The sequence below is a fragment of the Kocuria sp. KH4 genome (assembly GCF_053711175.1).
In genome coordinates this window covers 32,117-58,869 of the sequence record NZ_JBSJYX010000021.1, presented here as the reverse complement: position 1 = coordinate 58,869, position 26,753 = coordinate 32,117, and the positions used below count along the sequence as shown (strand labels likewise).

Sequence of the window (26,753 nt, the reverse complement as noted above, 5' to 3'; positions counted from 1 at the left end):
CCTCCTCATCCTTCGGGTGCGGATATCCCCGGCTGTTCCGGCGCCGCCTGGTACCAGGATAGACCGTCGGCTGTTGATTGTGCACCGAGCGCGCGGCTGTCAACACCCTTGGAGTTGCCTTGCCGCTCGCGCGGAGCGGCGGGCAGCAGGCGCGCCGGACCGAGCCGGTCCGCGCCGAACCGGGCGTGCACCCGGTCCATGGCCTCCTCGGCGGCGCCCCACTCCTCCTCGCGGCCGTCCAGGCTCAGCTGCAGGGCGTCCGTGGACTGCTCCAGGGCCTCGGCGCGGATGCCGATGAGGCGCACCGCCTGCGGGCGGCGCCCCAACTCCTCGAGCAGGCCGGCGCCGTGCTGGAGGAGGTCGTGGGCGGAGGTGAACGGCTGGGACAGCGTCCGCGAGCGGGTGAGGGTGGTGAAGTCGGCGTAGCGCAGCTTGAGCCCCACCCGGCGGGCGCGCAGCCCCTGGCGCCGCAGCCGTGAGGCGGTCCGGTGGCTGAGCCGGAGCAGGACCTCGTGCAGCACCCGGTCGTCGGAGACGTCCTGCGGGAAGGTCTCCTCGGCGCCCACGCTCTTCTCCTCCCGCACCGGCACCACCGGGCGCGGGTCCCGGCCGTTGGCCAGCTCGTGCAGGTGGTGCCCCGCGGCGCGGCCGACCACCCGGGTGAGCTGGGGCAGCGGCGCGGCGGCGAGGTCGCCGACCTGCCGCAGGCCGGCGCCGACCATGGCCTCGGCCGTGCGGCCGCCGACCCCCCACAGGGCCGTGACCGGCAGCTCCGCCAGGAACGCGAGCGTGTCCTCGGGCTGCACCAGCAGCAGCCCGTCGGGCTTGGAGCGGGTGGAGGCGATCTTGGCGACGGTCTTGTTGACCCCGATGCCCACGGAGGCCGTGAGCCCCAGCTCCCGCTGCACCCGGGCGCGCAACGTCCGGGCGATGCCCACCGGGGGGCCGAGGCGCCGGACGGCGCCGGCGACGTCCAGGAAGGCCTCGTCCACGCTGATCTGCTCCACCCGGTCGGTGATCTCCCCGAACATGGCCATGACCCGGCGCGAGTAGGCCTCGTAGGCGCCGCGGTGCGGCTCGAGGAGCACGGCGCCCGGGCACATGGCGCGGGCCCGGGCCAGCGGCATGCCCGAGCGCACGCCGAAGGCCCGCGCCTCGTAGGAGGCGGAGAGGACGACGGAGCGGTGGCCCGAGCCGGCCACGATGACGGGCCGGCCGCGCAGGGCGGGGGCGGCGAGGAGCTCCACGCCGACGTAGAACATGTCCATGTCGACGTGCATGACGGCACACGACCGCCAGCGGGCCAGCCGGTCCTTCGGCGTCTCGGTCACCGCACCCTCCTCCTGCGTCCGGCACAGCATAGTGGCCGGCCCGGACATCCGGGCCCCTTTCGCTAGGCTGGGCGGAGACCGCGGACGGCCGCCCGGCCCGTCCTCCGCCGCCCGAGACCGAGGTCGATCCGCCCATGACGTCACCGTCCCTCCCGCACTCCTCCCCCGCGCGTGCCGCCGCCGTGCCGCGCGAGGCGCCCGAGGACGCCTTCCGCGCCGAGGACGGTCGCTTCGTCGACCGGCTGCACGCCGAGCTGGAGGGCTTCTTCCGGGGCCAGCGGGACGTCCTCGGCGCCGTCTCGGCGGACACCCTGCCGCTGCTGGAGGCCGTGGCCGGGCTCTCCTCCGGGGGCAAGCGGCTGCGCGCGCGGCTGTGCTACTGGGGCTGGCGGGCCGCGGGCGGCGACCCGGGAGACCCCGCGGTGGTCCGGGCCGGGGCGGCCCTCGAGCTCTTCCAGTCCGCCGCCCTGATCCACGACGACGTCATCGACCGCTCCGACACGCGCCGCGGCGCGCCGAGCGTCCACCGCCGCTTCGAGGCCCTGCACGCCGCGCACGGCTGGTCCTTGGACGGGCCCGCGTTCGGGGTGGCGGCCGCGATCCTCTCCGGGGACCTGTGCCTGTCCTGGAGCGAGCAGCTGTTCGCCGGCGCGGCCGCGCCCGGGGCGGCGCGGGCCCGGGCGGTGTTCGACCTCATGCGCTCGGAGGTGATGGTCGGCCAGTACCTGGACGTGCAGGGGGAGGTTGCCGGGGCGGGGCAGGACCGTGCCGGTGCGGTGCAGCGGGCGCTGGACGTGATCCGCTACAAGTCGGCGAAGTACTCGGTGGAGCACCCCGTGGTCCTGGGGGCCGCCCTCGCCGGCGCGCCGGAGGCCGTGCTCGAGCGCTGCTCGGCGTTCGCCCTGCCCCTGGGCGAGGCGTTCCAGCTGCGCGACGACGTCCTGGGCGTCTTCGGCGACCCGGCCACCACGGGCAAGCCCGCCGGGGACGACCTGCGCGAGGGCAAGCGCACGGTCCTGGTGGGCTACGTGCGCCGGCTCGGCGACGAGGAGCAGATCGCCCGGCTGGAGGCCGCCCTGGGCCGGGCCGACCTGGGCGAGGACGACGTGGCGCAGCTGCGGGCGGTCATCACCGGCTGCGGCGCCCTGCGCGCCACGGAGGAGCTCATCGACGCCCTCAGCGCGGAGGCCTTCGCGGCCCTGGACCGGCTCGGCGCCGGCCCGGTGCCCATGGCCGCGCTGCGCGGGCTCGCCGCGGCCGCGGTGCGCCGCTCGTCCTGACGCGCCCGGGTCCCCGGGCGCGCCCGCCCGGGCTCAGGAGCGGCTCACCAGGCCAGGGCCTGGGCGCGGCGGCGGATCTCGGTCTTGCGGCCGTCGCGCAGCGCGTCCACGGGCCGGCCCGGCAGGGACTCGTCCTCGGTGAACAGCCAGGCGATCGCCTCGGTGTCGGCGAACCCGGAGTCCCGGAGCACCGCCACGGTGCCCTTGAGGGAGTCGAGCACGGCGCCGTCCTGGAGGAAGGCCGCCGGGACGCGTCGGATGTTGTCGTGCGGGTTGCGCACCGCGAGCAGCGTCCCGTCGTCGACGAGACCGTGGACGCGGGTGATCACGAGGCCGAGCTGCTCGGCGACGTCGGGCAGGGGCAGCCAGTCCCGGACGAGACCGTCCAGGCGGTCGAACTCCTCGGTGCTGTTTCCGGATGTCTTCTTCACGCCCCCAGAGTGCCACGTCCGCCGGTGCCCGTGCCACGCGGGGCCCGCACGGTATGCTCGGACCCGCGGAGACCGCTGAGACCTCCGCCTCTTCCCCGATCAGCGTCAGAGAGCCACTTCATGCCGTTTCCCCCCGAGCGCGACACGACCGACCCGAACGACGCACCGCACCGCACCCCGACCACCGGCCGCACCGGCGACCCCGACGGGAGCTGCGGGGCCCGGGAGGACCGCTCCCCCCGCTGGGCCCGGCGCGCGCGGACCGGCTCGGCGGTGACCGCCGTGGCCGCCATGGCCGCCCTCGGCGGGGGCACGGTGGCCCACGCCGCCCCGGCCCAGACCGCCCAGGTCGCCCCGGCGCCCCTGGTGCAGGGGAAGAAGGCGGCCGCGGCCCCCGAGCACACCGTCGCCCCCGGGGACTCCCTGTGGGCGGTCGCCCAGCGCCACGGCCTGGCGGTGGACGAGCTGATGCGCTGGAACGACCTCTCCGGGGCCGCCCTGCTCGTGCCCGGACAGGCCCTGCGCCTGGCCGCCCCGGCGTCCGGGGCGGCGCCGGCCGCCGAGGACCCGGCCCCCGCCGCGCCGCGGGCGGCGCCGGCGGCCGCGGAGCACGTCGTGCGCTCCGGGGACACCCTCTGGAGCATCGCCCAGGTCCACCACGTGTCGGTCCAGCAGCTGCTGGAGGACAACGACCTCACCGTCGGCTCCCTGCTGCGCCCCGGCCAGAAGCTGTCGGTCGCCGGCAGCTCCGCCGCCGTCCGGCCCGCGGCCGCCCCGGAGCCCGCCGCGGGGCCCGCCCGGGAGCCCGCGCAGGAGTCCGCGCCGGGGCCCGGGCGCGCCGTCGGGGACACGTTCCTCGGCCGGACCTACGAACAGGACGTGGTGGAGTCCGCGAACCGCCACCACGAGCGGCTGGCCTCCCGGCCGGCACCGTCCCGGGAGGAGATGCGGCGGATCGTCCACGACACCGCCGTGCGGATGGGCGTGGACCCCGCCCTCGCGCTCGCCCACGCCCACCAGGAGTCCGGCTTCGACCACCGCGCGGTCTCCCCCGCCGACGCCGTGGGCACCATGCAGGTCATCCCGGACGCCGGCGCGTGGGCGTCGGGCCTCGTGGGCCGCGAGCTCGACCTGCTCGACCCGCAGGACAACGTCACCGCCGGCGTCGCGATCATCCGCCAGCTGGGCCGCAGCGCCCCCAGCACCGACGTGGCCATCGCCGCCTACTACCAGGGCCTGCACGGGGTGAAGAAGTACGGGATGTACGACGACACGAAGCAGTACGTCAAGAGCGTCAAGGCCCACCGCCGGTCCTTCGGCGCGTGAGCCGCGGCCCAGCCGCCGCACAGCGCCGCGTCCTAGACTGATCCCGTGCAGCACGCGCACCCCGACCACCTGACCGGGTCCCTCCTGGAGGGCCGGTACGAGCTCGGACCCCGGATCGCCCGCGGGGGCACGGCCACCGTGTACCGCGCGGTGGACACGCGCCTCGAGCGCACCGTGGCCGTCAAGCTCATGCACCCGCACCTGGCCGAGGACCCGGCGGCGGCGGAGCGGTTCGTGCGCGAGGCCCGGGCGGCCGCGCGGCTGTCCCACCCGCACGTCGTGTCCGTGCTCGACCAGGGCCACGCCGCGGACGGGGTGCCCTACCTCGTCATGGAGCACGTGGAGGGCTCCACCCTGCGGGACCTGCTGCGCCGGCGCGGAGCCCTCACCCCGCGCGAGGCGCTGGAGGTGGTGGAGGCCGCCCTGGACGGGCTGGCGGCCGCCCACCGCGCCGGCCTGGTGCACCGCGACGTCAAGCCGGAGAACGTGCTGATCGCGGCCGGCGGCCGGGTCACCGTGGCGGACTTCGGGCTCACCCGGGCGGTCGACCAGCACACCGCCAGCGGCACCGTGCTGGGCACCGTCGGCTACGCCTCCCCCGAGCTCGTGACCGGTCAGCGGGTGGACACCCGCGCGGACGTCTACTCCGCCGGCATCGTGCTCTTCGAGCTGCTGTGCGGGCGCCGCCCGTTCGAGGGCGCCCCCCTCGTCGTGGCCCGCGCCCACGCCGAGGGCAGGGTGCCGGACCTGCGGTGCGTCGACCCCGGCGTCCCGGGAGCGCTGGCGCGGCTGGTGGCGAGGGCCACCGCACGCGACCCGGAGGACCGCCCCGCGGACGCCGGGGAGATGCTGGAGCAGCTGCGCGCGGTGCGTGCGGTCCTGCGCCCCGGCGAGCTCGACCGCGCCCCCGCACCGCGCCCGCCGGGCGGCGGCACGGCCCCGCACCTCCCGGGCGCGGACGGCATCCCCGACGGGACGCCCGCCCCGGGCGGCGCCCGCACCGAGGTGCTCCGCCGGCACGGGGACCCCGGCGGACCGCCTGCCCCCGCCGGCACCCGCACCGAGGCCCTCGGCCGGGCGCCGGCCCCGACGCAGGTCCTGCGCCCGCACCAGGACGTGACCGAGGCCCTCCGCTCGGCCCCCGCGCCGACCGCGGCGCTGCCGCGCCCGGCGGGCTCCTCCGACCCGTGGCGGCCCGCGATCGAGCTGCGCCCGGCGCGCCCCCTGCGCACGGCGGCGCACCTGGCGCTGGCCGCGCTCGCGGTGGCCGCGGCCGCCTTCCTGGGCTGGCTGCTCGGCACCGGATCGGGCGCGACGGTGAGCGTGCCGGAGGTGCGCGGCACCGGTCCGGAGCTCGCCCGGGAGTACCTCGCCGAGGCCGGGCTCCGGAACGTGGCCGTGCACGAGGCCCCGGACCCGGCGGCGCCGGCCGGGACGGTGACGGGCACCGATCCGGCCGCGTCCGCGACCGTGCGCCCCGCGGAGCAGGTCGTCCTGCTCGTCTCGACCGGCCCGGAGCAGGTCGTCGCCCCGGACGTCGCCGGGATGAGCGCGCAGGACGCCGCCGCCCGCCTGGGCGACGCCGGCCTGTCCGCCGGGGCGCGGACGGCGGTGACCGACGACGCCGCCGCGGGCACGGTGGTGGGCCAGCACCCGGAGGCGGGCACGGACGTGGCCGCCGGGTCGGCGGTGGACCTGGCCGTCTCCCGCGGACCGCGGGCCGCGGGCGCCCCCGACGTCGTGGGCCGGCCAGCGGAGGAGGCCGTGCGGGTGCTCGCGGAGGCGGGCTTCACCGCTCGCGTCGAGGAGAGCTTCGGGGCCCCCTTCGGCTACGTGCTGTCCCAGACGACGGACGGGGCCGAGGTCGTGCTGACCGTCCTGTAGCGGACGGCCGGCCCGGCCCCGGCCCCGTTCGGCCCGGTCCCGCTCAGCGGCGGGAGAGGTAGCCCGCCACGAGGAAGGCGATCTCCAGGGACTGCATGTGGTTCAGCCGCGGGTCGCACAGCGACTCGTAGCGGTCCTCGAAGGAGGACTCGTCCACCGGATCGGCGCCGCCGAGGCACTCCGCGACGTCGTCACCGGTCATCTCCACGTGGATGCCGCCCGGGAACGAGCCGATCGCCTCGTGCACCTCGAAGAAGCCGCGCACCTCGTCCACGACGTCGTCGAAGTTGCGGGTCTTGTACCCGGACGGCAGCGACACCGTGTTGCCGTGCATGGGGTCGGTCACCCACACGACCTTCGCCCCGGAGCGCTCCACGGCCTCGACCAGCGGCGGCAGCTTCTCGCGGATGTTCTTCGCCCCCATGCGGGTGATGAAGGTCAGCCGGCCGGGCTCGCGCTGCGGGTCGAGCTTGTCGATCAGCGCCAGCGCGTCGTCGCCGGTGGTCTTCGGGCCGAGCTTCACGCCGATGGGGTTGCGCAGCTTGGAGAGCAGGTCCACGTGGGCGCCGTCGAGCTCCCGGGTGCGCTCCCCGATCCACAGGAAGTGCCCGGACGTGCCGTACGGCAGGTGGGTGCGGGAGTCGATGCGGCTCAGCGCGCGCTCGTAGTCCAGCAGCAGCGCCTCGTGCCCGGCGTAGAACTCGGTGGTGCGCAGCGCGTCGAAGTCCGCCCCGCAGGCGTCCATGAACTTCACGGCCCGGTCGATCTCCCGGGCCAGGGACTCGTAGCGGGCGTGGGCGGGGTTCGTGGTGAAGCCCATGTTCCAGGCGTGCACCAGGCGCAGGTCGGCGAAGCCGCCGGTGGTGAAGGCCCGGATCAGGTTGAGCGTGGACGCGGAGGTGTGGTAGCCCCGCACCATCCGCCGGGGGTCGTGGACCCGGGACTCCTCGGTGAAGTCGAAGCCGTTGACCATCTCCCCGCGGAAGGTCGGCAGGGTCACGCCGTCCCGGGTCTCGTCGTTGGACGAGCGCGGCTTCGAGAACTGGCCCGCCATGCGGCCCATCTTCACGACCGGCATGGACGCGCCGTAGGTGAGCACCACGGCCATCTGCAGCAGCGTCTTGACCCGGGCGCTGATCCGGTCGGCCGTGGCCCCCTCGAAGGTCTCCGCGCAGTCGCCCCCCTGCAGGAAGAAGGCCCTGCCGTGGGCGACCTCGGCCAGGCGCTCGCGCAGCTGGTCCACCTCCCCGGCGAACACGAGCGGGGGGACCGCGTTGAGCTCCCCGATGGCGGCGTCGAAGTCCGGGTGGTCGCGCCACGTCGGCTGCTGGTCGGCGGGCAGTCCGCGCCAGTCGTCCAGCCCGGGGTAGTCGGCCGCCGAGGGCACGGGCGAGGCGAGGTGGCGGAGGCTGTCGGGAACGGTGAAGTCGAGCATCATGTCTTCCTATGGTCTCGTCCGGGCGGGCCCGGACGGGGGGATCAGGGTGCGGTGGTCCCGGACGCGTCGTCGTCCGTGGCCGCGGGACGGTCGCGGTGGGTGAGGGAGTCGGCGGCGTGCCGGGCGGTCTGGGCGGCGCTGCGCGCCCGGTCCTTGGCGTTGCCCACGAGCTCCGCGGCGGCCTGCTTGGTCTCCTGGCGCTTCTGCTCCGCGAGGCGCCGCTTGTGCTCGGCCGCGTAGACGTCCACGGAGACCTGGCCCGAGAGCGCCTGGATGGCGTGCATGATCTCGTCGGTGACCTCGCGCAGCAGGGCGTGCTCGCCCTGCCGGCCCTGGTAGCGGGAGAAGTCGAGGGGCTCCCCGAAGATCGTGGCCACCCGCGCCCGGCCGCGGGGCAGCGGCACCCGCGCGCCGATCGGCTGCACCTTGTCGGTGCCGACCATCGCGATGGGCACGACCGGCGCACCGGTCTCGAGCGCCAGCCGGGCCACGCCGATCTTGCCCTTGTACATCCGCCCGTCCGGGGAGCGGGTGCCCTCCGGATAGATGCCGAGCAGCTCGCCCTCCTGCAGCTTCCGCCCCCCGTTGCTCAGGGACGTGGCGCTGGCGCGGCCGCCCGAGCGGTCCATGGGGATCTGGTTGATCGCCCGGAAGAACGCGGCCATGACCCGGCCCTTGAGGCCGGGGCTGTTGAAGTAGTCCGACTTCGCGAGGAAGAACACCTGGCGCGGCACGGCCACGGGCATGAACACCGAGTCGGCGACGGAGAGGTGGTTGCTCGCCAGGATCGCCGGACCCTCGCTCGGCACGTGCTCCAGGCCGCGGACCTCCGGGCGGAAGGCGACGTTGACCACGGGGCCGACGACGTAGCGCTTCAAGAACATGTAGACCATGTGGGAGGGGGCTCCTTCGTGCTGATCGGGATGTCGCGAGGGTCCGTGCCGCTCGGACGGAATCCGGCCTCCGGTATTCTCTCACGTCCGCGCGCCCGCGGGCGCCAGAGCGTCCGCCCCGGCCCCCGCCTGCCATCATGGACCCATGACGCATCCCGTCGAGGACCGCCGCCCGCCCGCCCCGGCCGCGCCCGCGGCCGCCGACTCCCCCGCGGCGCCCTTCCGCTACCGGGCCGAGGGCCCGGCGGGCGCCCTCGTCCTGCACGGCTTCACCGGCGTCCCGTTCAGCGTCCGCCCGTGGGGCCGCGCCCTGCACGAGGCCGGCGCCGAGGTCGTCGGCCCCGTGCTGCCCGGCCACGGCACCCGCTGGGAGGACCTGGCCGCCGTGCGGTGGGAGCAGTGGCGCGACCACGCGGCCCGGCACGTGCGGGAGCTGCGCGCCCGGCACGACGTCGTGGTGGTCTGCGGGCTGTCCATGGGCGGGGCGCTGGCCCTGCACCTGGCCGCGCTGCTGCCCGTGGACGGGGTCGTGGCCCTCAACCCGGCGCTGTCCCTGGTGAGCCGCACGGCGCGGTTCGCCCCGGCCCTGCACCGCGCGGTGCCCTCCGTGGCGTCCGTGGCGGACGACATCAGCCTCCCGGGCGTCACCGAGCACGCCTATCCGCGCACCCCGGTGGCGGGGGTCGCGGAGCTGGGCCGGTTCATGGCCAGGACCCGCCGGCTCCTGCCCGCGGTGACCGCCCCGGTGCTGCTGCTGCGCTCGCAGCACGACCACGTGGTCTCCGACGCCTCCCACGCCCACGTGCTGCGGCGCGCGGGCGGGGACGTGGAGATCGTGCGCCTGACGGAGAGCTTCCACGTGGCCACCCTGGACCGGGAGGCGGACGTGCTGCACGCCCGGTCGGTGCGCTTCGTGGGCGACCTCGTGGCCGGGCGCAACCCGGTCACCGGCGTGCCCCGGCGCGCCACGGCCCCGGGGGCCCGACGATGAGCGCCCGGCCCGGCGGCACCGGCCCCGAGGACGCGTGGGCGGAGATCGTCTCGGGGCTGGAGGACGTGCGCCGGGCCGGGGACCGGCACCTCGCCGGCCCCCGGGACCGGTCCCCCGAGGAGGCCGCCCCCGGCGTCCGCCCCGCGGGAGCGGACGCCGGGCCGGACGGCGCGCCGGACGACCTGCCCGGCGACCTGCCGGACGGCCTGCCCGGCGAGCTGCCGGACGACGACGCGCCCTACTCCCCCGACCCCGGCCCCGTCACGCAGGGGCTCAGCCGCGGGGCGCTGCTCTCCTGGGCCGTGCTGATCGGCGTGCCGGTGCTCCTGCTGGTGCTGGGGCTGATGCCCGGGTCGCTGCCGTGGTGGGCGATCGTGGCGGGGCTGGCGGCGGTGGTCGGGGCGATCATGCGCCTGCTGACGTCCCTGCCGGAGGACCGGGACGACCTGGACGACGGCGCCCGCGTCTGAGCCGGTTTGCGTGAGCGAAGTCACTAGACTGGGGAGGAACACCGCAGCCACCCGATCCGAGGAGGATCTCATGCGCCACGTCGCCACCGACGCCCTCGTGGACCCGCCCGCCCACCGCAGCATCACGGACTTCCTGCTGATGCAGGCCGACCGGGACGGGGACCCGCACCTGTACACGGTCCTGGGTCCGGGCGGGGCCGCCCGCGAGGTCCGGGCCCGGGAGTTCCGCACGGCGGTGCAGGGGGTGGCCAAGGGCCTGGTGGCGGCGGGCATCGGGCCCGGGGACCGCGTGGGCATCCTCAGCCGGACCCGGTACGAGTGGACGCTGGTGGACTTCGCGATCTGGTACGCCGGTGCGGTCCCCGTCCCGGTCTACGACTCCTCCTCGGCCCAGCAGATCCGGTGGATCATGGCCGACTCCGACGCCCGGGCGGTCTTCGTCGAGACCGAGGCCCTGGAGCACGCCGTCGTCGAGGCCGCCCGGGAGGAGCCGTTCGCGGCCGCGGAGCGGGTCTGGCGCCTGGACGGCACCGGCGCCGACCTGGACGGGCTCATCGCCTCCGGGGCGGGCGTGTCCGACGAGGAGCTCGAGGCGCGGCGCGCGTCCCGGGGGCTCGAGGACGTCGCCACGATCATCTACACCTCCGGCACCACCGGCCAGCCCAAGGGCTGCGAGCTCACGCACGGCAACTTCGTGCGGCTGTGCGAGAACACCACGCTCGTGGTGTCGGACATCATCCACCCCGGCGCCCGCACCCTGCTCTTCCTGCCGCTGGCCCACGTGTTCGCGCGCTTCGTGGAGGTCATCGCCCTGTACTCGGGCACCGTCCTGGCCCACACCCCGGACGTGAAGAACCTCATGGGGGACCTCGGGTCCTTCCGGCCCACGTTCATCCTGGCCGTGCCGCGGGTGTTCGAGAAGATCTACCAGAGCGCCCGGCTCAAGGCCGAGAAGGGCGGGCGGGCGAAGTCCCTGATCTTCGAGCGGGCCGTGCGCACGGCCGTCGCGTACTCCCGGGCCGAGCAGTCCGGGCGGGTGCTGCCGCTGCTGCGCGCCCGGCACGCCCTCTACGACCGGCTCGTCTACGCCAAGCTGCGCGAGGCGATGGGCGGTGAGGTCACGCACGCCGTCTCGGGCGGGGCGGCCCTCGGGACCCGCCTGGGCCACTTCTTCAACGGGATCGGCGTGTACGTGGTCGAGGGCTACGGGCTGACCGAGACCACCGCCCCGATCGCGGTGAACACCCCGGAGGTCGGCAAGATCGGCACCGTGGGGCTGCCGCTGCCCGGCAACGAGATCCGGATCGCCGAGGACGGCGAGGTCCTCGTCCGCGGCGCCCACGTGATGCGCGGCTACCACGGGCGCGAGGACCTCACCGCGGCCGCGTTCGAGGACGGGTGGTTCCGCACCGGCGACCTCGGCTCCCTGGACGAGGACGGCGCCCTGGCGATCACCGGGCGCAAGAAGGAGATCATCGTCACCGCCGGCGGCAAGAACGTGGTGCCCAACGTGCTCGAGGACCCCATCCGGGCGTCGGCCGTGGTCTCCCAGGTGATGGTCGTCGGCGACGACCGCCCGTTCGTCGCGGCCCTCGTGACCCTGGACCAGGACGTGCTCCCCGCCCGCCTGGAGCTGATGGGCCTGGACCCGGCGATGCCGCTGGCCGAGGCCGCCCGGCACCCGCGGATCGTGGAGCACGTGCAGGAGATCGTCGACCACGCCAACCGGGCGGTCTCCCGGGCGGAGAGCATCCGCTCGTTCGAGATCCTCGACGTCGACTGGACGGAGGCCTCCGGGCACCTGACCCCGTCCATGAAGATCAAGCGGGCGAGGATCGCCCAGGACTTCGCGGACCGGATCGAGGAGATCTACTCGCGGCCGGCGCCGGCCCCGGCGCCGGCCACCCCGGCGGAGCGGATCAAGGAGAAGCTCTCCCACGCCCACCTGCCGGGCCGGGGCGAGGGCTGAGCCGCGCGGCGGCCGGTGGGCTCACCGGCCGCCGACCAGCTCCTGCCGGGCCAGCGGTGAGCGCTCCGGGACCTCCAGGCCCAGCAGCGCGTTCTCCACGACCTCGCTCAGGGCCGGGTGGATCCAGTACTGGCCCCGGGCCATCGTGTGGGCGTCCAGGCCGAAGGACATGGCCTGCACGAGCGGCTGGATCAGCAGGGAGGCCTCCTCCCCGACGAGGTGGGCGCCCAGCAGCCGGCCCGTGCCCTTCTCCGCGATGAGCTTGCACAGGCCGGTGTGGTCCTCCATGGCCCAGCCGTAGGCCGTGGCCCCGTAGTCCTGCACCTTCACGGTGATCTCGGTGCCGTGCTCGACCGCCCACCGCTCCGCCTCGTCCTGGGTCATGCCCACGGAGGCGATCTGCGGGCTGGTGAACACCGCCGAGGGGACGTACCGGTGGTCGGTGGCCCGGAGGTCGTCGGGGTTCAGCAGGTTGTGCTGGACCGTGCGCGCCTCGGCGTTGGCCACGTGCTTGAGCTGGTACGGGGAGCTGATGTCGCCCAGCGCCCACACGCCCTCCGCCGGCGCCCCGTCCGAGAGGGCCCGCTGGTGCTCGTCCACGGCGAGCAGGCCGTCCTCGCGCACGTCGAGCCCGCCCGCCCGGGCGTCCAGCAGGTCGGTGTTCGGCTGCCGGCCCGTGGCCACGAGCACGACGTCGGCGGGCAGCCGCAGGGTGAGCTCCGGGTCCTCGGGGTCCCGGAAGGTCACCATCACGGCGCACTCGTCCCCGGCCCACTCCTCGATCGCCGTCAGCGTCCAGCCCGTCTCCAGCTTCCACTGCCGGGAGGCCTCCCGGGCGAACCGCTCGGCGATCTCGGGGTCGTGGTAGCGCAGGAGGCGCTGGGAGCGGTTCACCTGGGTGACCCGCGAGCCCAGGCTCGAGAAGATGTGGGCGAACTCCGCGCCGATGTAGCCGCCGCCGACCACCACCACGCGGCGCGGCAGCTCGTCGATGCGCATCACGGTGTCCGAGGTGTGCACCTGGGGCAGGTCGATGCCGGGGACGTTGGGGCGGACCGGGCGGGACCCGGAGGCCACCACGATCCGCGGGGCGGTGATCTCCTCCCCGGACGCGGTGCGCAGGACCCGCGGCGCGGTGAAGCGCACGTGCTCCTGGTAGACCGTCACCTGCGGCAGCGTCCGGCGGTACTCCAGGCCTCCCTGGGAGATCGCGTCGATCCGCCCGAAGATCCGGTCCCGCATCTCCCGCCAGCGCACGTCCTGGACCTCCGCGCGGACCCCGAGCCGGTCGGCGTCCGCGGTGTGCCGGGCCAGCGTGGCCGGGTAGGCGTACATCTTCGTGGGGATGCAGCCCACGTTCAGACAGGTGCCCCCGAAGGTCCCCCCGTCGACGATCGCCACGTCCAGGCCCTCGTAGTCCTCGGTGAGGATCGAGTTGCCGGAGCCGGAGCCGATGATGATGAGGTCGAATGTCCGCATGGCGCCATCCTATGCGGCGCCCGTGCCCTCCCGGCCGGCCGGGCCTACCCTGGGTCCACGCGCAGGGGCAGGGAGGATGCGGTGGCGACAGCGGCGGCGACGGCAGCGGCGGCGGGGGACGCCTGGTGGGTCGAGCACGCCGGGACGGCGGCCGTCGCGCGCCGGCAGCGCGTCCGCCTGGGCGCGCTCGTGCGCCACGCCCGCCGGGCCTCGCCCTACTACCGGCGGCTCTACCGCGCGGTGCCGCCGGACGCGGCGGACCCGGCGCTGCTGCCGCCGGTGGCGAAGCCGCAGCTCATGGAGCACTTCGACGAGTGGGTGACGGACCCGCGGATCACCCTCGCGGCGCTGCGCCGTGACGTCCTGGCCGACCCGTCCCGGGTGGGCGTCCCCTACCTCGGCCGGTACCACGTGCTCACCAGCTCCGGGAGCAGCGGCGACCCGGCGGTGCTGGTGCACGACGACCGCTCGTGGTCGAGCGCCGGCGCGGTGCTGGGGGTCCGGGCCCGGCGCACGCTCCTGCGCCCCGACGTGCTCGCCCCCGTGGCCCGCCGGGGCCTGCGCGTGGCCGCGCTGCTGGCCACGGGCGGGCACTTCGCGGCCGTCACCGCCGCGGAGGACCTGCGACGGCGGGGCCCGCGCCGGAGCGACCGGCTGCGCGTGCTCTCCGTGCTGCGGCCGCTCCCCGAGCTCGTGGCCGAGCTGGACGCCTTCCGCCCCACCGTGCTCGTGGGCTATCCCAGCGCCGTCGACCTGCTCGCCGCGGAGCAGGCCGGCGGGCGGCTGCGGATCGCCCCGGCGCTGGTCGCCGTCGGCGGGGAGACCCTCACCCCCGCCGCACGGCACCGCATCCGCGCCGCCCTCGGCTGCCCGGTCCTCGACGAGTACGCGGCCTCAGAGGCGCCCGGCCTGGCCGTGCAGTGCCACCGCGGGACGCTGCACGTGAACGCCGACCGGTACCTGTTCGAGCCCGTCGACGAGGCCGGCCGCCCCGTGGCGCCGGGCCGCACCTCGGCGAGCGTGCTGGTGACCGACCTCGGCAACCGGGTGCAGCCGCTCATCCGCTACGACCTCGGCGACCGGGTCGAGCTCCGGGCCCGGCCGTGCCCGTGCGGCAGCCCGCTGCCCGCGGTGCGGGTGGACGGGCGCGCCGGGGACGTCCTGCGCTTCACCGCGGCCGACGGGCGCTCGGTGCCCGTGCTGCCTCTGGCCCTGGGCACGGTCGTCGAGGAGACGCCGGGGGTCCGGCGGTTCCAGGCGGTGCGGACCGCCCCGGACACCCTCGTCCTGCGGCTGGAGCCGGAGCCCGGCGCCGACCCCGGGCGGGTGCGGGCGGCTGTGGACGCCCGGGTGCGCGCCTTCCTCACGGAGCGGGGACTGGGCGCGGTCGGCGTCCGGCACGTGGCCGACCCGCCCCGCCCCGAGGCCTCCGGGAAGTTCCGCCAGGTGTGGTCAACCTGACCCGGGCGGACGCCCGGGGACGCCCGGAGCCCCGACCCGGGTCGGGGCTCCGGGCGGGACGCGTCAGCCGGCCGGCGCCAGGACGAGCAGGAGGTCCCCACCGGAGACCTGCGTGACGCCCTGCAGGGCGACGCGCTTGACGGTCCCGCCGGTGGGGGCCGTGATGGAGGCCTCCATCTTCATGGCCTCGATGGTGGCCACCTGGGCCCCCGCCTCCACGGTGTCGCCCTCGGCCGCCGTCACGGTCACGGCGCCGGCGAAGGGAGCGGCCACGTGGCCGGGGTCGGCCGGGTCGGCCTTCTCGGTCTCGGGCACGGCCGAGGCGACCGAGGTGTCCCGGACCTCGATCATGCGCGGCTGGCCGTTGAGGGTGACCATCACCGTGCGCACGCCCTTGTCGTCGGCCTCCGAGATCGCCTGCAGCGTGACGAGCAGCCGCACCCCCTTGCCCAGGGAGATCACGTGCTCGTGGTCCGGGGTGAGGCCGTAGAGGAAGTCCCGGGTGTGCAGCAGGGCGAGGTTGCCGTACTTCGCCCGGCTGGCCTCGAAGTCGCGGGTGGGTCCGGCGAAGAGCAGCCGGTTCAGTGTCGCCCGCCGGGTCGCGGAGTCCCCGGCCAGGGCCTGCGAGTCCTCGGGGGCCAGCTCGGTGATCCCCACCTTCACGGTGCGCCCCTCGAGCGCCCGGGTGCGGAACGGCTCGGGCCACCCGCCCGGGGGCGTGCCCAGCTCCCCGGCCAGGAAGCTGATCACCGAGTCCGGGATGTCGAACTTCTGCGGGTTCGCCTCGAACTCGCCCGGGTCCACGCCCATGCCCACCAGCTGCAGCGCGAGGTCGCCGACGACCTTGGAGGACGGGGTCACCTTCACCAGCCGCCCGAGCATGGCGTTGGCGGCCGTGTACATGTCCTCGATGGCCTCGAAGCGCTCCCCCAGCCCCAGCGCGATGGCCTGCTGGCGCAGGTTCGAGAGCTGCCCCCCGGGGATCTCGTGCCGGTAGACCCGCCCGGTCGGGGCGGTGAGCCCGGACTCGAAGGGGGCGTACATCCTCCGGATGACCTCCCAGTAGGGCTCCATCGCGGTGGCGGCCTCGAGCGGGATGCCGGTGTCGCGGTCGGTGTGGGCCAGCGCGGCGATCAGCGCCGAGGCCGGGACCTGGGAGGTGGTGCCGGCCATCGAGGCCTCGGCGACGTCCACGGCGTCCACGCCGGCGTCGATCGCCGCCGTCAGCGTGGCCAGCTGGCCGCCGGCGGTGTCGTGGGTGTGCAGGTGCACGGGCAGGTCGAAGCGCTCCCGCAGGGCCGTGACGAGCGCGGCGGCGGCGGCGGGGCGCAGCAGACCGGCCATGTCCTTGATCGCCAGCACGTGGGCGCCGGCGTCGACGCACTGCTGGGCGAGGTCGAGGTAGTAGTCGAGGGTGTAGAGGTCCTCGGCCGGGTCCAGGAGGTTGCCGGTGTAGCACAGGGCGACCTCGGCCACCGCGGTGCCGGTGGCCCGCACCGCCTCGATCGCCGGGCGCATCTGCTCGACGTCGTTGAGCGCGTCGAAGATCCGGAAGATGTCCACCCCGGTGGCGGCGGCCTCCGCGACGAAGGCGTCGGTGACCTCGGTGGGGTACGGGGTGTAGCCCACGGTGTTGCGCCCGCGCAGCAGCATCTGGATCGGGATGTTGGGCATCGCCTCGCGCAGCAGCCGCAGCCGCTCCCAGGGGTCCTCGCCGAGGAAGCGCAGCGCGACGTCGTAGGTCGCCCCGCCCCACGCCTCGACCGAGAGCAGCTGGGGCAGGGTGTGGGCGTAGGCCGGGGCGGCGGCGAGCAGGTCGCGGGTGCGCACCCGGGTGGCCAGCAGCGACTGGTGGGCGTCGCGGAAGGTCGTGGACGTCACCGCCACCGCGGACTGCTCCCGCAGGGCCCGCGCGAAGCCCTCGGGGCCCAGCTTCTGCAGCCTCTGCCGCCAGCCCGGCGGCGGGGTGTGCTCGGAGGGCCCGTCGAAGGGCGAGCGGAACGGCTCCTCGAGCTTGTCCCCCGGGTAGCGGGGCAGCTTGTTGCGCGGGTCGATGCCCTCCACCCGTTCCCCGTTGGGCTTGTTCACGGTGACCTCGGCCAGCCACGTGAGCGCCTTGGTGGCCCGGTCCCCGGAGGTCCTGGCCTCGAGCAGCTCGGGGCGCCGCTCGATGAAGTCGGTGGCCACGTCCCCGGCGAGGAACTCGGGGTCGGCCAGCACCGCCTGCAGGAACTGGATGTTGGTGGCCACCCCGCGGATGCGGAACTCGGCCAGGGCGCGCTGGGAGCGGTGCACCGCGGTGGCGTAGTCCCGGCCGCGGCAGGTGAGCTTCACGAGCATGGAGTCGAAGTGCGGGGAGATCTCCGCGCCCGCGTAGACGGTGCCGCCGTCCAGGCGCACCCCCGCCCCGCCGGCGGAGCGGTAGGCGGAGATCTTCCCGACGTCGGGGCGGAAGCCGTTGGCGGGGTCCTCCGTGGTGATCCGGCACTGCAGCGCGGCCCCGCGCACCGCCAGCTGCTCCTGGGCGATGCCGAGGTCGGCCAGGGACTCCCCGGCCGCGATGCGCAGCTGGGACTGCACCAGGTCCACGTCGGTGATCTCCTCGGTCACCGTGTGCTCCACCTGGATGCGGGGGTTCATCTCGATGAACACGTGCTGGCCGGCGCGCTCGCCGGCCGTGTCCACCAGGAACTCCACCGTCCCCGCGTTGACGTAGCCCAGCTCCCGGGCGAACTTCACGGCGTCGGCGTGCAGGGCCCGGCGGATGCCCTCGTCGAGGTTCGGCGCCGGGGCGATCTCCACGACCTTCTGGTGCCGGCGCTGCAGCGAGCAGTCGCGCTCGAAGAGGTGGACGATCTCGCCCTCGTTGTCGGCGAGGATCTGCACCTCGATGTGGCGGGGGCGCAGCACGGCCTGCTCCAGGAACACGGTGGGGTCCCCGAAGGCGGTGTCGGCCTCGCGCATCGCCGCCGCCAGCGCCTCGGGCAGCGCCTCGGGCGTCTCCACCCGGCGCATCCCCCGGCCGCCGCCGCCGGCGACCGCCTTGACGAAGATGGGGAAGCCGATGTCGGCCGCCTGGGCGATCAGCGCCTCGGCGTCCGCGGAGGGCTCCGTGGACGCCAGGGTGGGGATCCCGGCGCGCTTGGCGGCCTTGAGCGCCGCGACCTTGTTGCCCGCCAGTTCCAGGATCTGCGCGGCCGGGCCCACGAACGTGATGCCCTCCCGGGCCGCCGCCCGGGCCAGCTCCGGGTTCTCGGAGAGGAAGCCGTAGCCGGGGTAGATGGCGTCGGCGCCGGACTCCTTGGCGACCCGGATGATCTCCTCGACGTCGAGGTAGGCCCGCACGGGGTGGCCCTCCTCCCCGATCCGGTACGCCTCGTCGGCCTTCTGCCGGTGGATCGAGTTGCGGTCCTCGTACGGGAACACCGCCACCGTCTTGGCCCCGAGCTCGTACGCGGCGCGGAAGGCGCGGATCGCGATCTCGCCGCGGTTGGCCACCAGGATCTTGGAGAACATCTACACCCGTCCCGCACCCGGGGCCGTCCGGCGGACACCCGGGCACTGTTTCGTTCGAAGGTCGTGCCCCTCCGGACACACGGTCAGCGTGGCCGCCCGCGGGCGCCCCTGACCAGTCAACCACGCCGCACCGGGGCGGACTGTGACCGCCGTCACGGCGGGTCACCGTGGACAGGCTACCCCCTCGCCTCTCGGGGCGGGATCCGGGGCGGGCCGCCGGGTCGCCCGTGACCCCGTGCCGCGCCGGGGAGGGCGGGCGGTCCCGGCTACGATGGGCCCGGACCGTCTCCTCGCCGCGGCCCCCGTTCCCGGTCACGAGGAGCCGCGCCCCCAGTTTCCCCCTGTCCCGCCAGCGAACGAAGGGTGCCCCCTCCGTGCAGATCGTCAGCGTCAGCAGCCTCAAGGGCGGTGTCGGCAAGTCCTCGGTGACCCTGGGGATCGCCTCCGCGGCGCTCCGGGCGGGCGTGCCCACCCTCGTGGTAGACCTCGACCCCCACGCGGACGCCACGACCGGGCTGGGCGTGCAGCCGGCGCGCGGCCACGACGTGGGCGCGGCGCTGCGCCGGCCCCGCCGGGGGGCCCTCGAGCGCGTGGTCGTGGCCTCGGCCTGGGCGGTGCGCGAGGGCCTCGACGCCAAGGCCCTCGACGTGGCCCCGGGCTCCGCGCGCTCGTCCTACCTCGACCGCTCCGAGTACCGGGACAAGGACCTGGGCCGGCTGGAGCGGGCCCTGGCGGGGGTCTCCGGCTACGACCTGGTGCTGGTCGACTGCCCGCCGACCCTGAGCGCCCTGACGCGCACCGCGTGGGCCGCCAGCGACAAGGTGCTCTCCGTCGCGGAGCCGTCCCTGTTCTCGGTCGCGGGGACGAAGCGCACCATGACCGCCATCGCCCAGTTCGAGCAGAGCCGCAGCTGGGCGGTGCCGTCCGCCGGCGTGGTGGTGAACAAGGTCCGGCACGCGTCGGTGGAGCACCGCCACCGGCTGCAGGAGCTCGGGGAGCTGTTCGGGCCGCTGCTGGTCAGTCCCGTCCTCCCGGACCTGCCCGTGTGGCAGCAGGCGCAGGGCGCCGCCTGGCCGATCCACCGCTGGCCCGGCGCCGAGGCCCGGGACCTGTCCGGGCGCTTCACGGCGATCCTCCAGGGCCTGCTGGAGCGCCCCGCCTGAGGCCGGGTCCTCAGCCCGTGCTCTGCCGGCGGGCGCGGCGGGCCGAGAGCTCGTCGTCGGGCGCGGGGCGCTCGGCCGGGGCGGGCGGGCGCCCGGTGTGCTCCCCCGGCATCGCCGCGAGGGTGCCCTCGACCTCGCGCCAGACCCGGCCCACCGCGATCCCGAAGACCCCCTGGCCGCCCTGCACCAGGTCGATGACCTCGTGCGGGGAGGTGCAGGCGTAGACGCTGGCGCCGTCGCTCATCATGGTGAGCTGCGCGAGGTCCTCGACGCCCTGCGCCCGCAGCGCGCCCACGGCGGTGCGGATCTGCTGGAGGGAGACCCCGGTGTCGAGGAGCCGCTTGACGATCTTGAGCACCAGGATGTCCCGGAAGCTGTACAGCCGCTGGGTCCCGGAGCCGGAGGCGCCGCGCACGGTGGGCTCCACCAGGCCGGTCCGTGCCCAGTAGTCGAGCTGCCGGTAGGTGATCCCGGCGGCCTTGCAGGCCGTGGGCCCGCGGTAGCCCACGGAGTCGTCCCGGACCGTGGAGTCGTCGAAGAGGACCCCCTGGGTGCCGTGGGCGGGAGGGCGGTCGGGGCCGGCCGGGACGCCGGGCTGCTCGCGGTCGCTCACGCCGCCTCCTCGTTCGTGGGTCCGGTCCTCGCGGCACCGGCAGGACATGCTCCGGGCGAGGCGTCCGGACCCCCCGGGGACACCTCGAGCACTGCTTCGACGGTAGACCTCCCCGGTGGCGGGGTCAAAGACATCCGCCGCCCCGGGCCCGTGTCGGCGCGGCCGGGGGCCCGGGGCTCAGAAGTCCTCCGGGTCGACGTTGTCCAGGAAGTCGCGGAACTGCTCGACCTGCGTCTCCGGAGGCAACTGCTGCTCGCCCTCGCCCGGGCGGTGCGACGGCTCCCGCAGCTCGCCGTCCCCGCTCATCACCAGCCCGGCCTCGTCCAGGACGGTCTCGGTGCACAGGATGGGGCAGTCGGTGCGCGCCGCCAGCGCGATCGCGTCCGAGGCGCGGGAGTCCACCACCGTCCCGTCCGAGAACTCCAGGGCCGCGTGGAAGACGCCCTCCTCCACGGTGTGGATCCGCACCCGGGTGAGGCTGCGCCCGAAGGCGGTGGCCACGGACAGCAGCAGGTCGTGCGTCAGCGGCCGGGGCGGTTCGATGCCCTGCACCGCGAAGACGATCGACGTCGCCTCGTTGGTGCCGATCCAGATCGGCAGGTGCCGCCCGCCCTCCACCTCGCGCAGCACCACGACGGGCTGGGCGGAGGGGACGTCCATCCGCACCCCGGCGATCTCCATCAGGACCTGGTGCACGGCCATGTCAGTGCTCCACCGCGGCGCGCTCCTGGAGCGCGGCGATCTCCGACCTCACGAGCGAGGTGTGGATGGTCAGGCACAGCCCGGAGATCTCCTGGGCGCGCTCGACGGCCCGGGCGCGCGAGGCGGCGTCGCGGCGGGAGCTCAGCGGCGCCACGGCCCGCTCCACCAGGCCGAGCTCCCGGTCCGCCGCCGCCTTGAAGGGGCGCAGGTGCCGCGGTTCGAGGCCGTGAGCGGTGAGGGCGAGGGCCGCGCGGGTGATCGCCAGCGCGTGGTCGTCGAACACGCCGTTCTGCTCGCGGATCAGCCCGTAGCTCACGAGCTCGCGCACGAGGGGGATCCCGGCCCCCGTGCGCCCGGCCAGCTCCCGAAGGCTGTACGCGGGCGGCGCGGGCACGATCGGGATGGGGGCGGTCACGGGGTCCGCGGCCTCCGGGACCCGCCGGTCACCGTCGTCCGGCGAGGTCGTGTCGCCGTCGAGCCGCTCCCGGATGACCTTCAGCGGGAGGTAGCGGTCGCGCTGGAGCTCGAGGATCCGGCGCAGCCGCTCGATGTCGGCCCGGGAGAACTTCCGGTAGCCCGAGGCGGTGCGGGCCGGGTGCACCAGGCCCTTGTCCTCCAGGAAGCGCAGCTTCGAGGCGGTGATGCCCGGGTGGTCCGCGCCGAGCTCCTTGAGCACGGCGCTGATGCCCACCCGGGGCTCGTGCTGGACGTCGTCCCGGTGCAGGTCGGTCTCGGCGGGGTCGGCCATGGCTCCCTTCTACTGGTCCGACTGCGTGCGCAGCGAACGGTAGAACGTGAACCGGAACTTCCCGATCTGGACCTCGTCGCCGTTGTCCAGTCCCGCGCTGTCCACCCGGTCGCCGTTGACGTAGGTCCCGTTGAGGGACCCGGAGTCGACGATCTCGAAGCTGTCGCCGCGGCGGACGAACCGGGCGTGCCGGCGCGAGACGGTGACGTCGTCCAGGAAGATCTCCGAGGACGGGTGGCGTCCGGCGGGGACCTCGTCCTGGTCCAGGAGGAAGCGGGAGCCGGTGCCGCCGCTGTCGTGGGCGACGAGCAGCGCGCTGCGCGGGGGCAGGGCCGAGACCGCGGCGTTCTCCTCCGGCGAGAGCTTGTGGGCAGCGGCGCGGGAGAGGACCTCGGCCACGATCTGGATCGACGTGGTCTCCGGCTCCCCCTGGGGTGCGTTCGAGCCGTTCTGGGTTCTGGACATCTCTTCCCTCGACTGGTGACGTGATGGTTGGCGGGTCCCGTGGGCGCCCGACCCCGCGACCGCCTGTCCCGGGGGTCTCCCGGGGACGGCCGGAGCCACCCGGTGGCACTTCCCAGTGTACTGGGTGGGGGCGACGGGACGCGGCGGCCGGGACACGTCCCGGACGCCGCTGCGCCGGGCAGGGCCCGGGGCGGTTCAGCCCAGCTGGGCGGCGTAGCCCTCGGCGTCCAGCAGCCCGGAGCGGTAGTCCTCGTCCGCGGGACGGACCTCGAACAGCCAGCCCTCGCCGTAGGGGGCGGTGTTCACGGCGGCGGGCTCCTCCTCGAGGCGGTCGTTGACGGCGGTGACCTCGCCGGAGACCGGGGCGAAGATGTCGCTGACGGACTTGGTGGACTCGATCTCGCCCACGGCCGCGCCGGCCTCGACCACCTCGCCCACCTCGGGCAGCTGGACGAAGACGACGTCGCCCAGCTCGCTCTGCGCGTGGTCGGTGATGCCGATGCGCAGCACGCCGTCGGCCCCGGGGGCCGCGACCCACTCGTGCTCGGCCGTGTAGGACAGGTCGGCGGGGATCTCGCTCATGGGTCGCTCCTGGTCGGACGTGCGCGGTCGGCTCGATTATGGCACAGCGCACCCGGGGGGCCGGGCGCGTCGGCGCGGCGGCTCAGCCCCGCTCCCACGCGCGGATCTCCTCGTGCAGCTGCCCCTTGCGCGGCGCGTCGGCGAAGGAGGCGTCCACCGCGTTGCGCGCCAGCGCGGCGGCCTGCTCGTCGGTGAGGCCCAAGGCCTCGCGCAGGCCCTGGAAGGCGTCGCCCACGTAGCCGCCGAAGTAGGCGGGGTCGTCCGAGTTGACGGTGACCACGAGCCCGCGCTCGAGCATCTCCAGCACCGGGTGCTCCGCGAGGGTGCGGACCACCCGCAGGCGCACGTTGGACTGCGGGCACACGGTGAGCGGGACCCGCTCGGCGACGAGGCGCTCCACGAGCCGGGGGTCCCGCAGGCACTGGATGCCGTGGTCCACCCGCTCGACCCGCAGCACGTCCAGCGCCTCCCGGACGTACTCGGGGCCGGCCTCCTCCCCGGCGTGGGCGACCACGTGCAGCCCGGCGTCCCGCGCCCGGGCGTAGACCTCCTCGAACAGCGCCGGCGGGTGGCCCACCTCGGCGGAGTCAAGGCCGATCCCGTCGATCCGGGCGAGCTGGTCCCCCAGCGCGTCGAACATCGCCAGGGCCTCGGCGGCGGGCCGGTCGCGCAGGAAGCACAGCAGCAGCGTGCTGGTGATGCCGTGCCGAGCACGGGCGGCGTCCAGTCCGGCGCGGATGCCGTCGACCACCGCGGCCAGCGGCACCCCGCGGGCGGTGTGCGCCTGCGGGTCGAAGAAGACGTCGACGTGGCGCAGCCCCTGGCCCGCCGCCCGGTCGAGGTAGGCGCGGGTGAGGGCCTCGAAGTCCGCGGCCCCGCGCAGCACGTCCATCGTGGCGTAGTAGAGCTCCAGGAAGGAGGACAGGTCCTCGAAGTCGTACTGCCGCCGCAGCTCCTCCACCGAGGCGTACGGCAGCTCCACGCCGTTGCGAGCCGCCAGCTCGAACGCGAGCTCGGGCTCCAGGGTGCCCTCGATGTGCAGGTGCAGCTCCGCCTTCGGCAGGGTGTACAGGTCCTTCACCGGCAGTGCTCCTTCGTCTCCCGTCCCACGGCGTCCCGCGACCGGCGGGGGGACCCGTGCAGTGTACCGGCCGCCCGGACGCGTTCCGGACCCCGGCCGGGTGCGCGGACCACCCGTGCGCCGGCCCCCGCGACGGCCGCCCCGGTGCCCTAGGCTGGCCGGCAGGACCGGTCCGAGTCGGGAGGAGGGCCCCGTGCCCGGTGTCGTCGTGGTGGGTCAGGTGGCGCGCGACCTCGTGCTGGTCGTCGACCGGGTCCCCGGGGAGGGCGGTGCGGCGGACGTGCGCGAGCGCCGGGAGCTGCTCGGCGGCAAGGGCGCGAACCAGGCGGTGGCGTGCCGCCGGCTGGGCGCCGAGGTGGAGCTGGTCGGGGTCGTCGGCGCCGACCGGGCCGGCGAGGACGTGCTCGCCCAGGCCGCCGCGGACGGCATCGGCGTCACGGGCGTGCTGCGCCGCGAGAGCGTCCCCACGGCGCTGCTGGTCGACGTCGTCGGCCCGCCCGGGGTGCGCCGCCTGCTCGAGGACGTGGCGCCGGGGGCGCTGCTCACGGCCGGGGACGTGCGCTCCCGGGCGGGCCTGCTGCGGGACGCGGACGCCGTGCTCGTCCAGCTCCAGCAGCCGGGCCCCGCGGTGGCGGCGGCGCTCGCGGCCGCGGACGGTGCGCTGGTCGTGGCCGACGGGGCCCCGGCGGACGCGCGGACGCGGCGCCGGGTACTGGACGCGGCGGACGTGGTGCGCGCCGACGGCTCGGAGGCCGAGGCGCTGGTGGGGTGGGCCCCGCACGGGGTGCCGGAGACGGTGCGGGCGGCACGGCAGCTGCTGGCGGAGGGGCCGCGCGTCGTCGCCCTGGCCGCCGGGGAGGCGGACGTGGTCGCCTGGCCCGGTGGGCACGTGGTGCTGCCGCACCTCGGCGAGGACCCGGTGGACCCGACCGGCGCGGGGGACGCGTTCGTGGCCGCGCTCGCCGTCGCGCTGCTGCGCGGCGAGGACCCGCGGACCGCGGCGTGGTGGGCCGCGGCGGCCGCCGCGCAGGTGGTGGGCACGCCCGGCGGGCGGCCGCACCTGGACCCGGACCGGCTGCGGGAGACGGTGCGGCAGCACCGGGGGGCCTGACCCGGCGGGGAGACCCCGGGCACGACGGAGGCCGGTGGTCCGCGTTCCCGCGGTCCACCGGCCTCCGGTTCGTCGGGCTGACAGGATTTGAACCTGCGACCCCTTGACCCCCAGTCAAGTGCGCTACCAAGCTGCGCCACAGCCCGAAGTGCTCAGTACGTCGCCGCCCTGAGCACTCGCATCACACTACAGCAACCCGGGGCGGAATTCATCTCGGCGGGCACCGGGGCTCAGCGCTTGCGGGCCCGCTTCTCGCGCACCCGCATGCTGACCTCGATCGGGGTGCCCTCGAAGCCGAAGGTCTCCCGCAGCCGGCGGGTGATGAAGCGCCGGTACCCGGGGTCCAGGAAGCCGGTGGTGAACAGCACGAACCGCGGCGGGCGGGAGGAGGCCTGCGTGCCGAAGAGGATGCGGGGCTGCTTGCCGCCGCGCACGGGGTGCGGGTGGGCGGCCACGATCTCGCCGAGGAACGCGTTGAGCCGGCCGGTGGGGACGCGGGTGTCCCAGGACTCGAGGGCCCTCTCCAGCGCGGGCACCAGCCGGTCCTTGTGCCAGCCCGTCTTGGCGGAGACGTTCACCCGCGGCGCCCAGGCCACGTGCGCGAGGTCGCGGTCGATCTCGCGCTCCAGGTAGTAGCGGCGGTCCTCGTCCATCAGGTCCCACTTGTTGAAGGCCAGCACGAGGGCGCGCCCGGAGTCCACGGCCAGCTGCAGGATGCGCACGTCCTGCTCCGAGAGCACCTCGTCGGCGGCCAGCAGCACCACGGCCACCTCCGCGCGCTCCAGGGCGGCCTGGGTGCGCAGGGACGCGTAGAAGTCGGCGCCCTGGGCCATGTGCACGCGGCGGCGGATGCCGGCGGTGTCGATGAAGCGCCACGGCTTGCCGCCCAGCTCGATGAGCTCGTCGACGGGGTCCCGGGTGGTGCCGGCCAGCGGGTCGACCACGACCCGCTCGGAGCCGGCGAGCTTGTTGAGCAGGGAGGACTTGCCCACGTTGGGGCGCCCGATCAGGGCCACCCGGCGGGGGCCGCCGGTGAGCTCGGTCCCGGCCACGGCGGAGAACTCCGGCAGCACCTCCATGACGGCGTCCAGGACGTCGGCGGCGCCGCGCCCGTGCAGCGCGGAGACCGGGTGCGGCTCCCCCATGCCCAGGGACCACAGGTACGTGGCCTCGACCTCCAGCTGCGGGGAGTCGACCTTGTTGGCGACCAGGATCACGGGCTTGCGCACCTTGCGCAGCATCTTCACGATGGCCTCGTCCGCGGCGGTCACGCCCACGGTGGCGTCGAGCACGAGCAGCACGGCGTCGGCGTACTCCACCGCCAGCTCGGCCTGCTCGGCGACGCGGGCGTTGATGCCCTTGGCGTCGTACTCCCACCCGCCGGTGTCCACGAGGGTGAAGTTGCGCCCGGCCCAGGTGGCCCGGTAGGAGACCCGGTCCCGGGTGACGCCCGGGGTGTCCTCCACCACGGCCTCGCGCCGGCCGAGGATCCGGTTGACCAGGGTGGACTTGCCGACGTTGGGCCGGCCCACGATGGCGAGCACCGGGGCGGGGCGGCGCGCCGGCGCCTGGTCCTCGCCCTCGGCCCACCCGGCGAGCAGCGCGGCGTCCTCCTCGTCGAGCTCGTAGTCCTCGAGCCCCGCCCGCAGGGCCTGGGCGCGCTGCTCGGCCTCGTCGTCGTCGATGGCCGCGATCCGCTCGGCGACGTCGTCCGTGGTGCCGCCGAGGATCTCGGCCTCGTAGGGGTCGTGGGCGGTGCCGTGCGCGGGGTTCTCGGGGGTGCCGGTCATGGCTGTCCTTCGCTGGGCCGGGTGCGGCC

22 protein-coding genes and 1 tRNA gene are annotated in these 26,753 nt (G+C 75.4%); 9 read left to right on the top strand and 14 right to left on the bottom strand.

Annotated elements, in window-relative coordinates; genetic code table 11:
* Positions 1-5: 5 nt before the first annotated feature.
* On the bottom strand, positions 6-1,331 hold the full coding sequence (gene dinB / locus ACWCOM_RS14345) for a DNA polymerase IV (RefSeq protein ID WP_454549423.1): 1,326 nt from the start codon (positions 1,329-1,331) through the stop codon (positions 6-8).
* A 134-nt stretch (positions 1,332-1,465) separates the two neighbouring features.
* On the opposite strand from dinB, the gene ACWCOM_RS14340 reads away from it, so the two are divergent.
* The gene (locus tag ACWCOM_RS14340; RefSeq protein WP_454549422.1) at positions 1,466-2,611 is read left to right on the top strand and encodes a polyprenyl synthetase family protein; all 1,146 of its coding nucleotides are present in this window, start codon (positions 1,466-1,468) and stop codon (positions 2,609-2,611) included.
* 44 nt (positions 2,612-2,655) lie between these two features.
* Here the strand turns inward: ACWCOM_RS14340 and ACWCOM_RS14335 are convergent, their stop codons facing one another.
* The gene (locus ACWCOM_RS14335; protein ID WP_454549421.1) at positions 2,656-3,042 is read right to left on the bottom strand and encodes an Rv2175c family DNA-binding protein; all 387 of its coding nucleotides are present in this window, start codon (positions 3,040-3,042) and stop codon (positions 2,656-2,658) included.
* Positions 3,043-3,162: 120 nt separating this feature from the next.
* Between ACWCOM_RS14335 and ACWCOM_RS14330 the strand changes: the two genes are divergently transcribed.
* Together ACWCOM_RS14330 and ACWCOM_RS14325 are read left to right on the top strand one after the other, a co-directional pair.
* Complete coding sequence (locus ACWCOM_RS14330; protein ID WP_454549420.1) at positions 3,163-4,368, top strand: LysM peptidoglycan-binding domain-containing protein; 1,206 nt, start codon at positions 3,163-3,165, stop codon at positions 4,366-4,368.
* A gap of 45 nt (positions 4,369-4,413) precedes the next feature.
* Positions 4,414-6,252, top strand: coding sequence for a protein kinase domain-containing protein (locus ACWCOM_RS14325; RefSeq protein WP_454549419.1), 1,839 nt, complete (start codon positions 4,414-4,416; stop codon positions 6,250-6,252).
* Between the two features lie 43 nt (positions 6,253-6,295).
* Here the strand turns inward: ACWCOM_RS14325 and ACWCOM_RS14320 are convergent, their stop codons facing one another.
* Together ACWCOM_RS14320 and ACWCOM_RS14315 are read right to left on the bottom strand one after the other, a co-directional pair.
* Positions 6,296-7,690 carry a class II 3-deoxy-7-phosphoheptulonate synthase gene (locus ACWCOM_RS14320; RefSeq protein WP_454549418.1) on the bottom strand — a complete coding sequence of 465 codons (1,395 nt, stop codon included), beginning with the start codon at positions 7,688-7,690 and terminating at the stop codon, positions 6,296-6,298.
* A gap of 41 nt (positions 7,691-7,731) precedes the next feature.
* Positions 7,732-8,583 carry a lysophospholipid acyltransferase family protein gene (locus ACWCOM_RS14315; protein WP_454549417.1) on the bottom strand — a complete coding sequence of 284 codons (852 nt, stop codon included), beginning with the start codon at positions 8,581-8,583 and terminating at the stop codon, positions 7,732-7,734.
* Positions 8,584-8,728: 145 nt separating this feature from the next.
* Between ACWCOM_RS14315 and ACWCOM_RS14310 the strand changes: the two genes are divergently transcribed.
* From ACWCOM_RS14310 to ACWCOM_RS14300, 3 genes are all read left to right on the top strand, one after another.
* Positions 8,729-9,574, top strand: coding sequence for an alpha/beta hydrolase (locus ACWCOM_RS14310; RefSeq protein WP_454549416.1), 846 nt, complete (start codon positions 8,729-8,731; stop codon positions 9,572-9,574).
* Positions 9,571-10,044: a hypothetical protein gene (locus tag ACWCOM_RS14305; RefSeq protein ID WP_454549415.1), complete on the top strand. Its 474-nt coding sequence runs from the start codon at positions 9,571-9,573 to the stop codon at positions 10,042-10,044. The genes ACWCOM_RS14310 and ACWCOM_RS14305 overlap by 4 nt, the downstream gene beginning before the upstream one ends.
* Before the next feature lie 70 nt (positions 10,045-10,114).
* Positions 10,115-12,013 (top strand): AMP-dependent synthetase/ligase, encoded by a 1,899-nt coding sequence (locus ACWCOM_RS14300; RefSeq protein WP_454549414.1) that lies wholly within the window; start codon positions 10,115-10,117, stop codon positions 12,011-12,013.
* 21 nt (positions 12,014-12,034) lie between these two features.
* On the opposite strand, the gene ACWCOM_RS14295 is transcribed toward ACWCOM_RS14300, so the two are convergent.
* Positions 12,035-13,492 carry a mycothione reductase gene (locus ACWCOM_RS14295; protein WP_454549413.1) on the bottom strand — a complete coding sequence of 486 codons (1,458 nt, stop codon included), beginning with the start codon at positions 13,490-13,492 and terminating at the stop codon, positions 12,035-12,037.
* Positions 13,493-13,573: 81 nt separating this feature from the next.
* Between ACWCOM_RS14295 and ACWCOM_RS14290 the strand changes: the two genes are divergently transcribed.
* Positions 13,574-14,953 carry a phenylacetate--CoA ligase family protein gene (locus tag ACWCOM_RS14290; protein WP_454549412.1) on the top strand — a complete coding sequence of 460 codons (1,380 nt, stop codon included), beginning with the start codon at positions 13,574-13,576 and terminating at the stop codon, positions 14,951-14,953.
* A gap of 63 nt (positions 14,954-15,016) precedes the next feature.
* Here the strand turns inward: ACWCOM_RS14290 and ACWCOM_RS14285 are convergent, their stop codons facing one another.
* A complete protein-coding gene (locus ACWCOM_RS14285; RefSeq protein WP_454549411.1) occupies positions 15,017-18,469 on the bottom strand; it encodes a pyruvate carboxylase in 3,453 nt (1,150 codons plus the stop codon).
* A 374-nt stretch (positions 18,470-18,843) separates the two neighbouring features.
* On the opposite strand from ACWCOM_RS14285, the gene ACWCOM_RS14280 reads away from it, so the two are divergent.
* The gene (locus ACWCOM_RS14280; RefSeq protein WP_454549410.1) at positions 18,844-19,632 is read left to right on the top strand and encodes a ParA family protein; all 789 of its coding nucleotides are present in this window, start codon (positions 18,844-18,846) and stop codon (positions 19,630-19,632) included.
* A gap of 10 nt (positions 19,633-19,642) precedes the next feature.
* Here ACWCOM_RS14280 and ACWCOM_RS14275 read toward each other — a convergent pair whose 3' ends face one another.
* The 6 genes from ACWCOM_RS14275 to ACWCOM_RS14250 all read right to left on the bottom strand — a co-directional run bounded on the left by ACWCOM_RS14275 (position 19,643) and on the right by ACWCOM_RS14250 (position 23,823).
* Entirely contained in the window at positions 19,643-20,245 is a 603-nt protein-coding gene (locus tag ACWCOM_RS14275; protein ID WP_454549409.1) for a MerR family transcriptional regulator, read from the bottom strand.
* A gap of 177 nt (positions 20,246-20,422) precedes the next feature.
* On the bottom strand, positions 20,423-20,947 hold the full coding sequence (locus ACWCOM_RS14270) for a bifunctional nuclease family protein (protein ID WP_454549408.1): 525 nt from the start codon (positions 20,945-20,947) through the stop codon (positions 20,423-20,425).
* 1 nt (position 20,948) lies between these two features.
* Positions 20,949-21,695 carry a transcriptional regulator FtsR gene (gene ftsR, locus ACWCOM_RS14265; RefSeq protein ID WP_454549407.1) on the bottom strand — a complete coding sequence of 249 codons (747 nt, stop codon included), beginning with the start codon at positions 21,693-21,695 and terminating at the stop codon, positions 20,949-20,951.
* A gap of 9 nt (positions 21,696-21,704) precedes the next feature.
* A complete protein-coding gene (locus ACWCOM_RS14260) occupies positions 21,705-22,160 on the bottom strand; it encodes an FHA domain-containing protein (protein ID WP_454549406.1) in 456 nt (151 codons plus the stop codon).
* Positions 22,161-22,355: 195 nt separating this feature from the next.
* A complete protein-coding gene (gene gcvH, locus ACWCOM_RS14255; protein WP_454549405.1) occupies positions 22,356-22,742 on the bottom strand; it encodes a glycine cleavage system protein GcvH in 387 nt (128 codons plus the stop codon).
* Between the two features lie 82 nt (positions 22,743-22,824).
* Positions 22,825-23,823 (bottom strand): adenosine deaminase, encoded by a 999-nt coding sequence (locus ACWCOM_RS14250; protein WP_454549404.1) that lies wholly within the window; start codon positions 23,821-23,823, stop codon positions 22,825-22,827.
* Between the two features lie 193 nt (positions 23,824-24,016).
* Between ACWCOM_RS14250 and ACWCOM_RS14245 the strand changes: the two genes are divergently transcribed.
* Positions 24,017-24,934 carry a PfkB family carbohydrate kinase gene (locus tag ACWCOM_RS14245; RefSeq protein WP_454549403.1) on the top strand — a complete coding sequence of 306 codons (918 nt, stop codon included), beginning with the start codon at positions 24,017-24,019 and terminating at the stop codon, positions 24,932-24,934.
* A gap of 72 nt (positions 24,935-25,006) precedes the next feature.
* Here ACWCOM_RS14245 and ACWCOM_RS14240 read toward each other — a convergent pair.
* Both ACWCOM_RS14240 and der read right to left on the bottom strand, forming a co-directional pair.
* A tRNA-Pro gene (locus tag ACWCOM_RS14240) sits at positions 25,007-25,080 on the bottom strand.
* Between the two features lie 84 nt (positions 25,081-25,164).
* Positions 25,165-26,724 carry a ribosome biogenesis GTPase Der gene (gene der, locus ACWCOM_RS14235; protein ID WP_454549402.1) on the bottom strand — a complete coding sequence of 520 codons (1,560 nt, stop codon included), beginning with the start codon at positions 26,722-26,724 and terminating at the stop codon, positions 25,165-25,167.
* Positions 26,725-26,753: the final 29 nt, after the last annotated feature.

Excerpts from the sequence above, each read along its gene's own strand:
- ACWCOM_RS14340 (WP_454549422.1), top strand. The coding sequence starts at position 1,466 with ATGACGTCACCGTCCCTCCCGCACTCCTCCCCCGCGCGTGCCGCCGCC.
- ftsR (WP_454549407.1), bottom strand. The coding sequence starts at position 21,695 with ATGGCCGACCCCGCCGAGACCGACCTGCACCGGGACGACGTCCAGCAC.
- ACWCOM_RS14300 (WP_454549414.1), top strand. The coding sequence starts at position 10,115 with ATGCGCCACGTCGCCACCGACGCCCTCGTGGACCCGCCCGCCCACCGC.
- ACWCOM_RS14330 (WP_454549420.1), top strand. The coding sequence starts at position 3,163 with ATGCCGTTTCCCCCCGAGCGCGACACGACCGACCCGAACGACGCACCG.
- ACWCOM_RS14285 (WP_454549411.1), bottom strand. The coding sequence starts at position 18,469 with ATGTTCTCCAAGATCCTGGTGGCCAACCGCGGCGAGATCGCGATCCGC.
- ACWCOM_RS14320 (WP_454549418.1), bottom strand. The coding sequence starts at position 7,690 with ATGATGCTCGACTTCACCGTTCCCGACAGCCTCCGCCACCTCGCCTCG.
- gcvH (WP_454549405.1), bottom strand. The coding sequence starts at position 22,742 with ATGAGCGAGATCCCCGCCGACCTGTCCTACACGGCCGAGCACGAGTGG.
- ACWCOM_RS14315 (WP_454549417.1), bottom strand. The coding sequence starts at position 8,583 with ATGGTCTACATGTTCTTGAAGCGCTACGTCGTCGGCCCCGTGGTCAAC.
- ACWCOM_RS14260 (WP_454549406.1), bottom strand. The coding sequence starts at position 22,160 with ATGTCCAGAACCCAGAACGGCTCGAACGCACCCCAGGGGGAGCCGGAG.
- ACWCOM_RS14305 (WP_454549415.1), top strand. The coding sequence starts at position 9,571 with ATGAGCGCCCGGCCCGGCGGCACCGGCCCCGAGGACGCGTGGGCGGAG.
- ACWCOM_RS14270 (WP_454549408.1), bottom strand. The coding sequence starts at position 20,947 with ATGGCCGTGCACCAGGTCCTGATGGAGATCGCCGGGGTGCGGATGGAC.
- der (WP_454549402.1), bottom strand. The coding sequence starts at position 26,724 with ATGACCGGCACCCCCGAGAACCCCGCGCACGGCACCGCCCACGACCCC.
- ACWCOM_RS14310 (WP_454549416.1), top strand. The coding sequence starts at position 8,729 with ATGACGCATCCCGTCGAGGACCGCCGCCCGCCCGCCCCGGCCGCGCCC.
- ACWCOM_RS14295 (WP_454549413.1), bottom strand. The coding sequence starts at position 13,492 with ATGCGGACATTCGACCTCATCATCATCGGCTCCGGCTCCGGCAACTCG.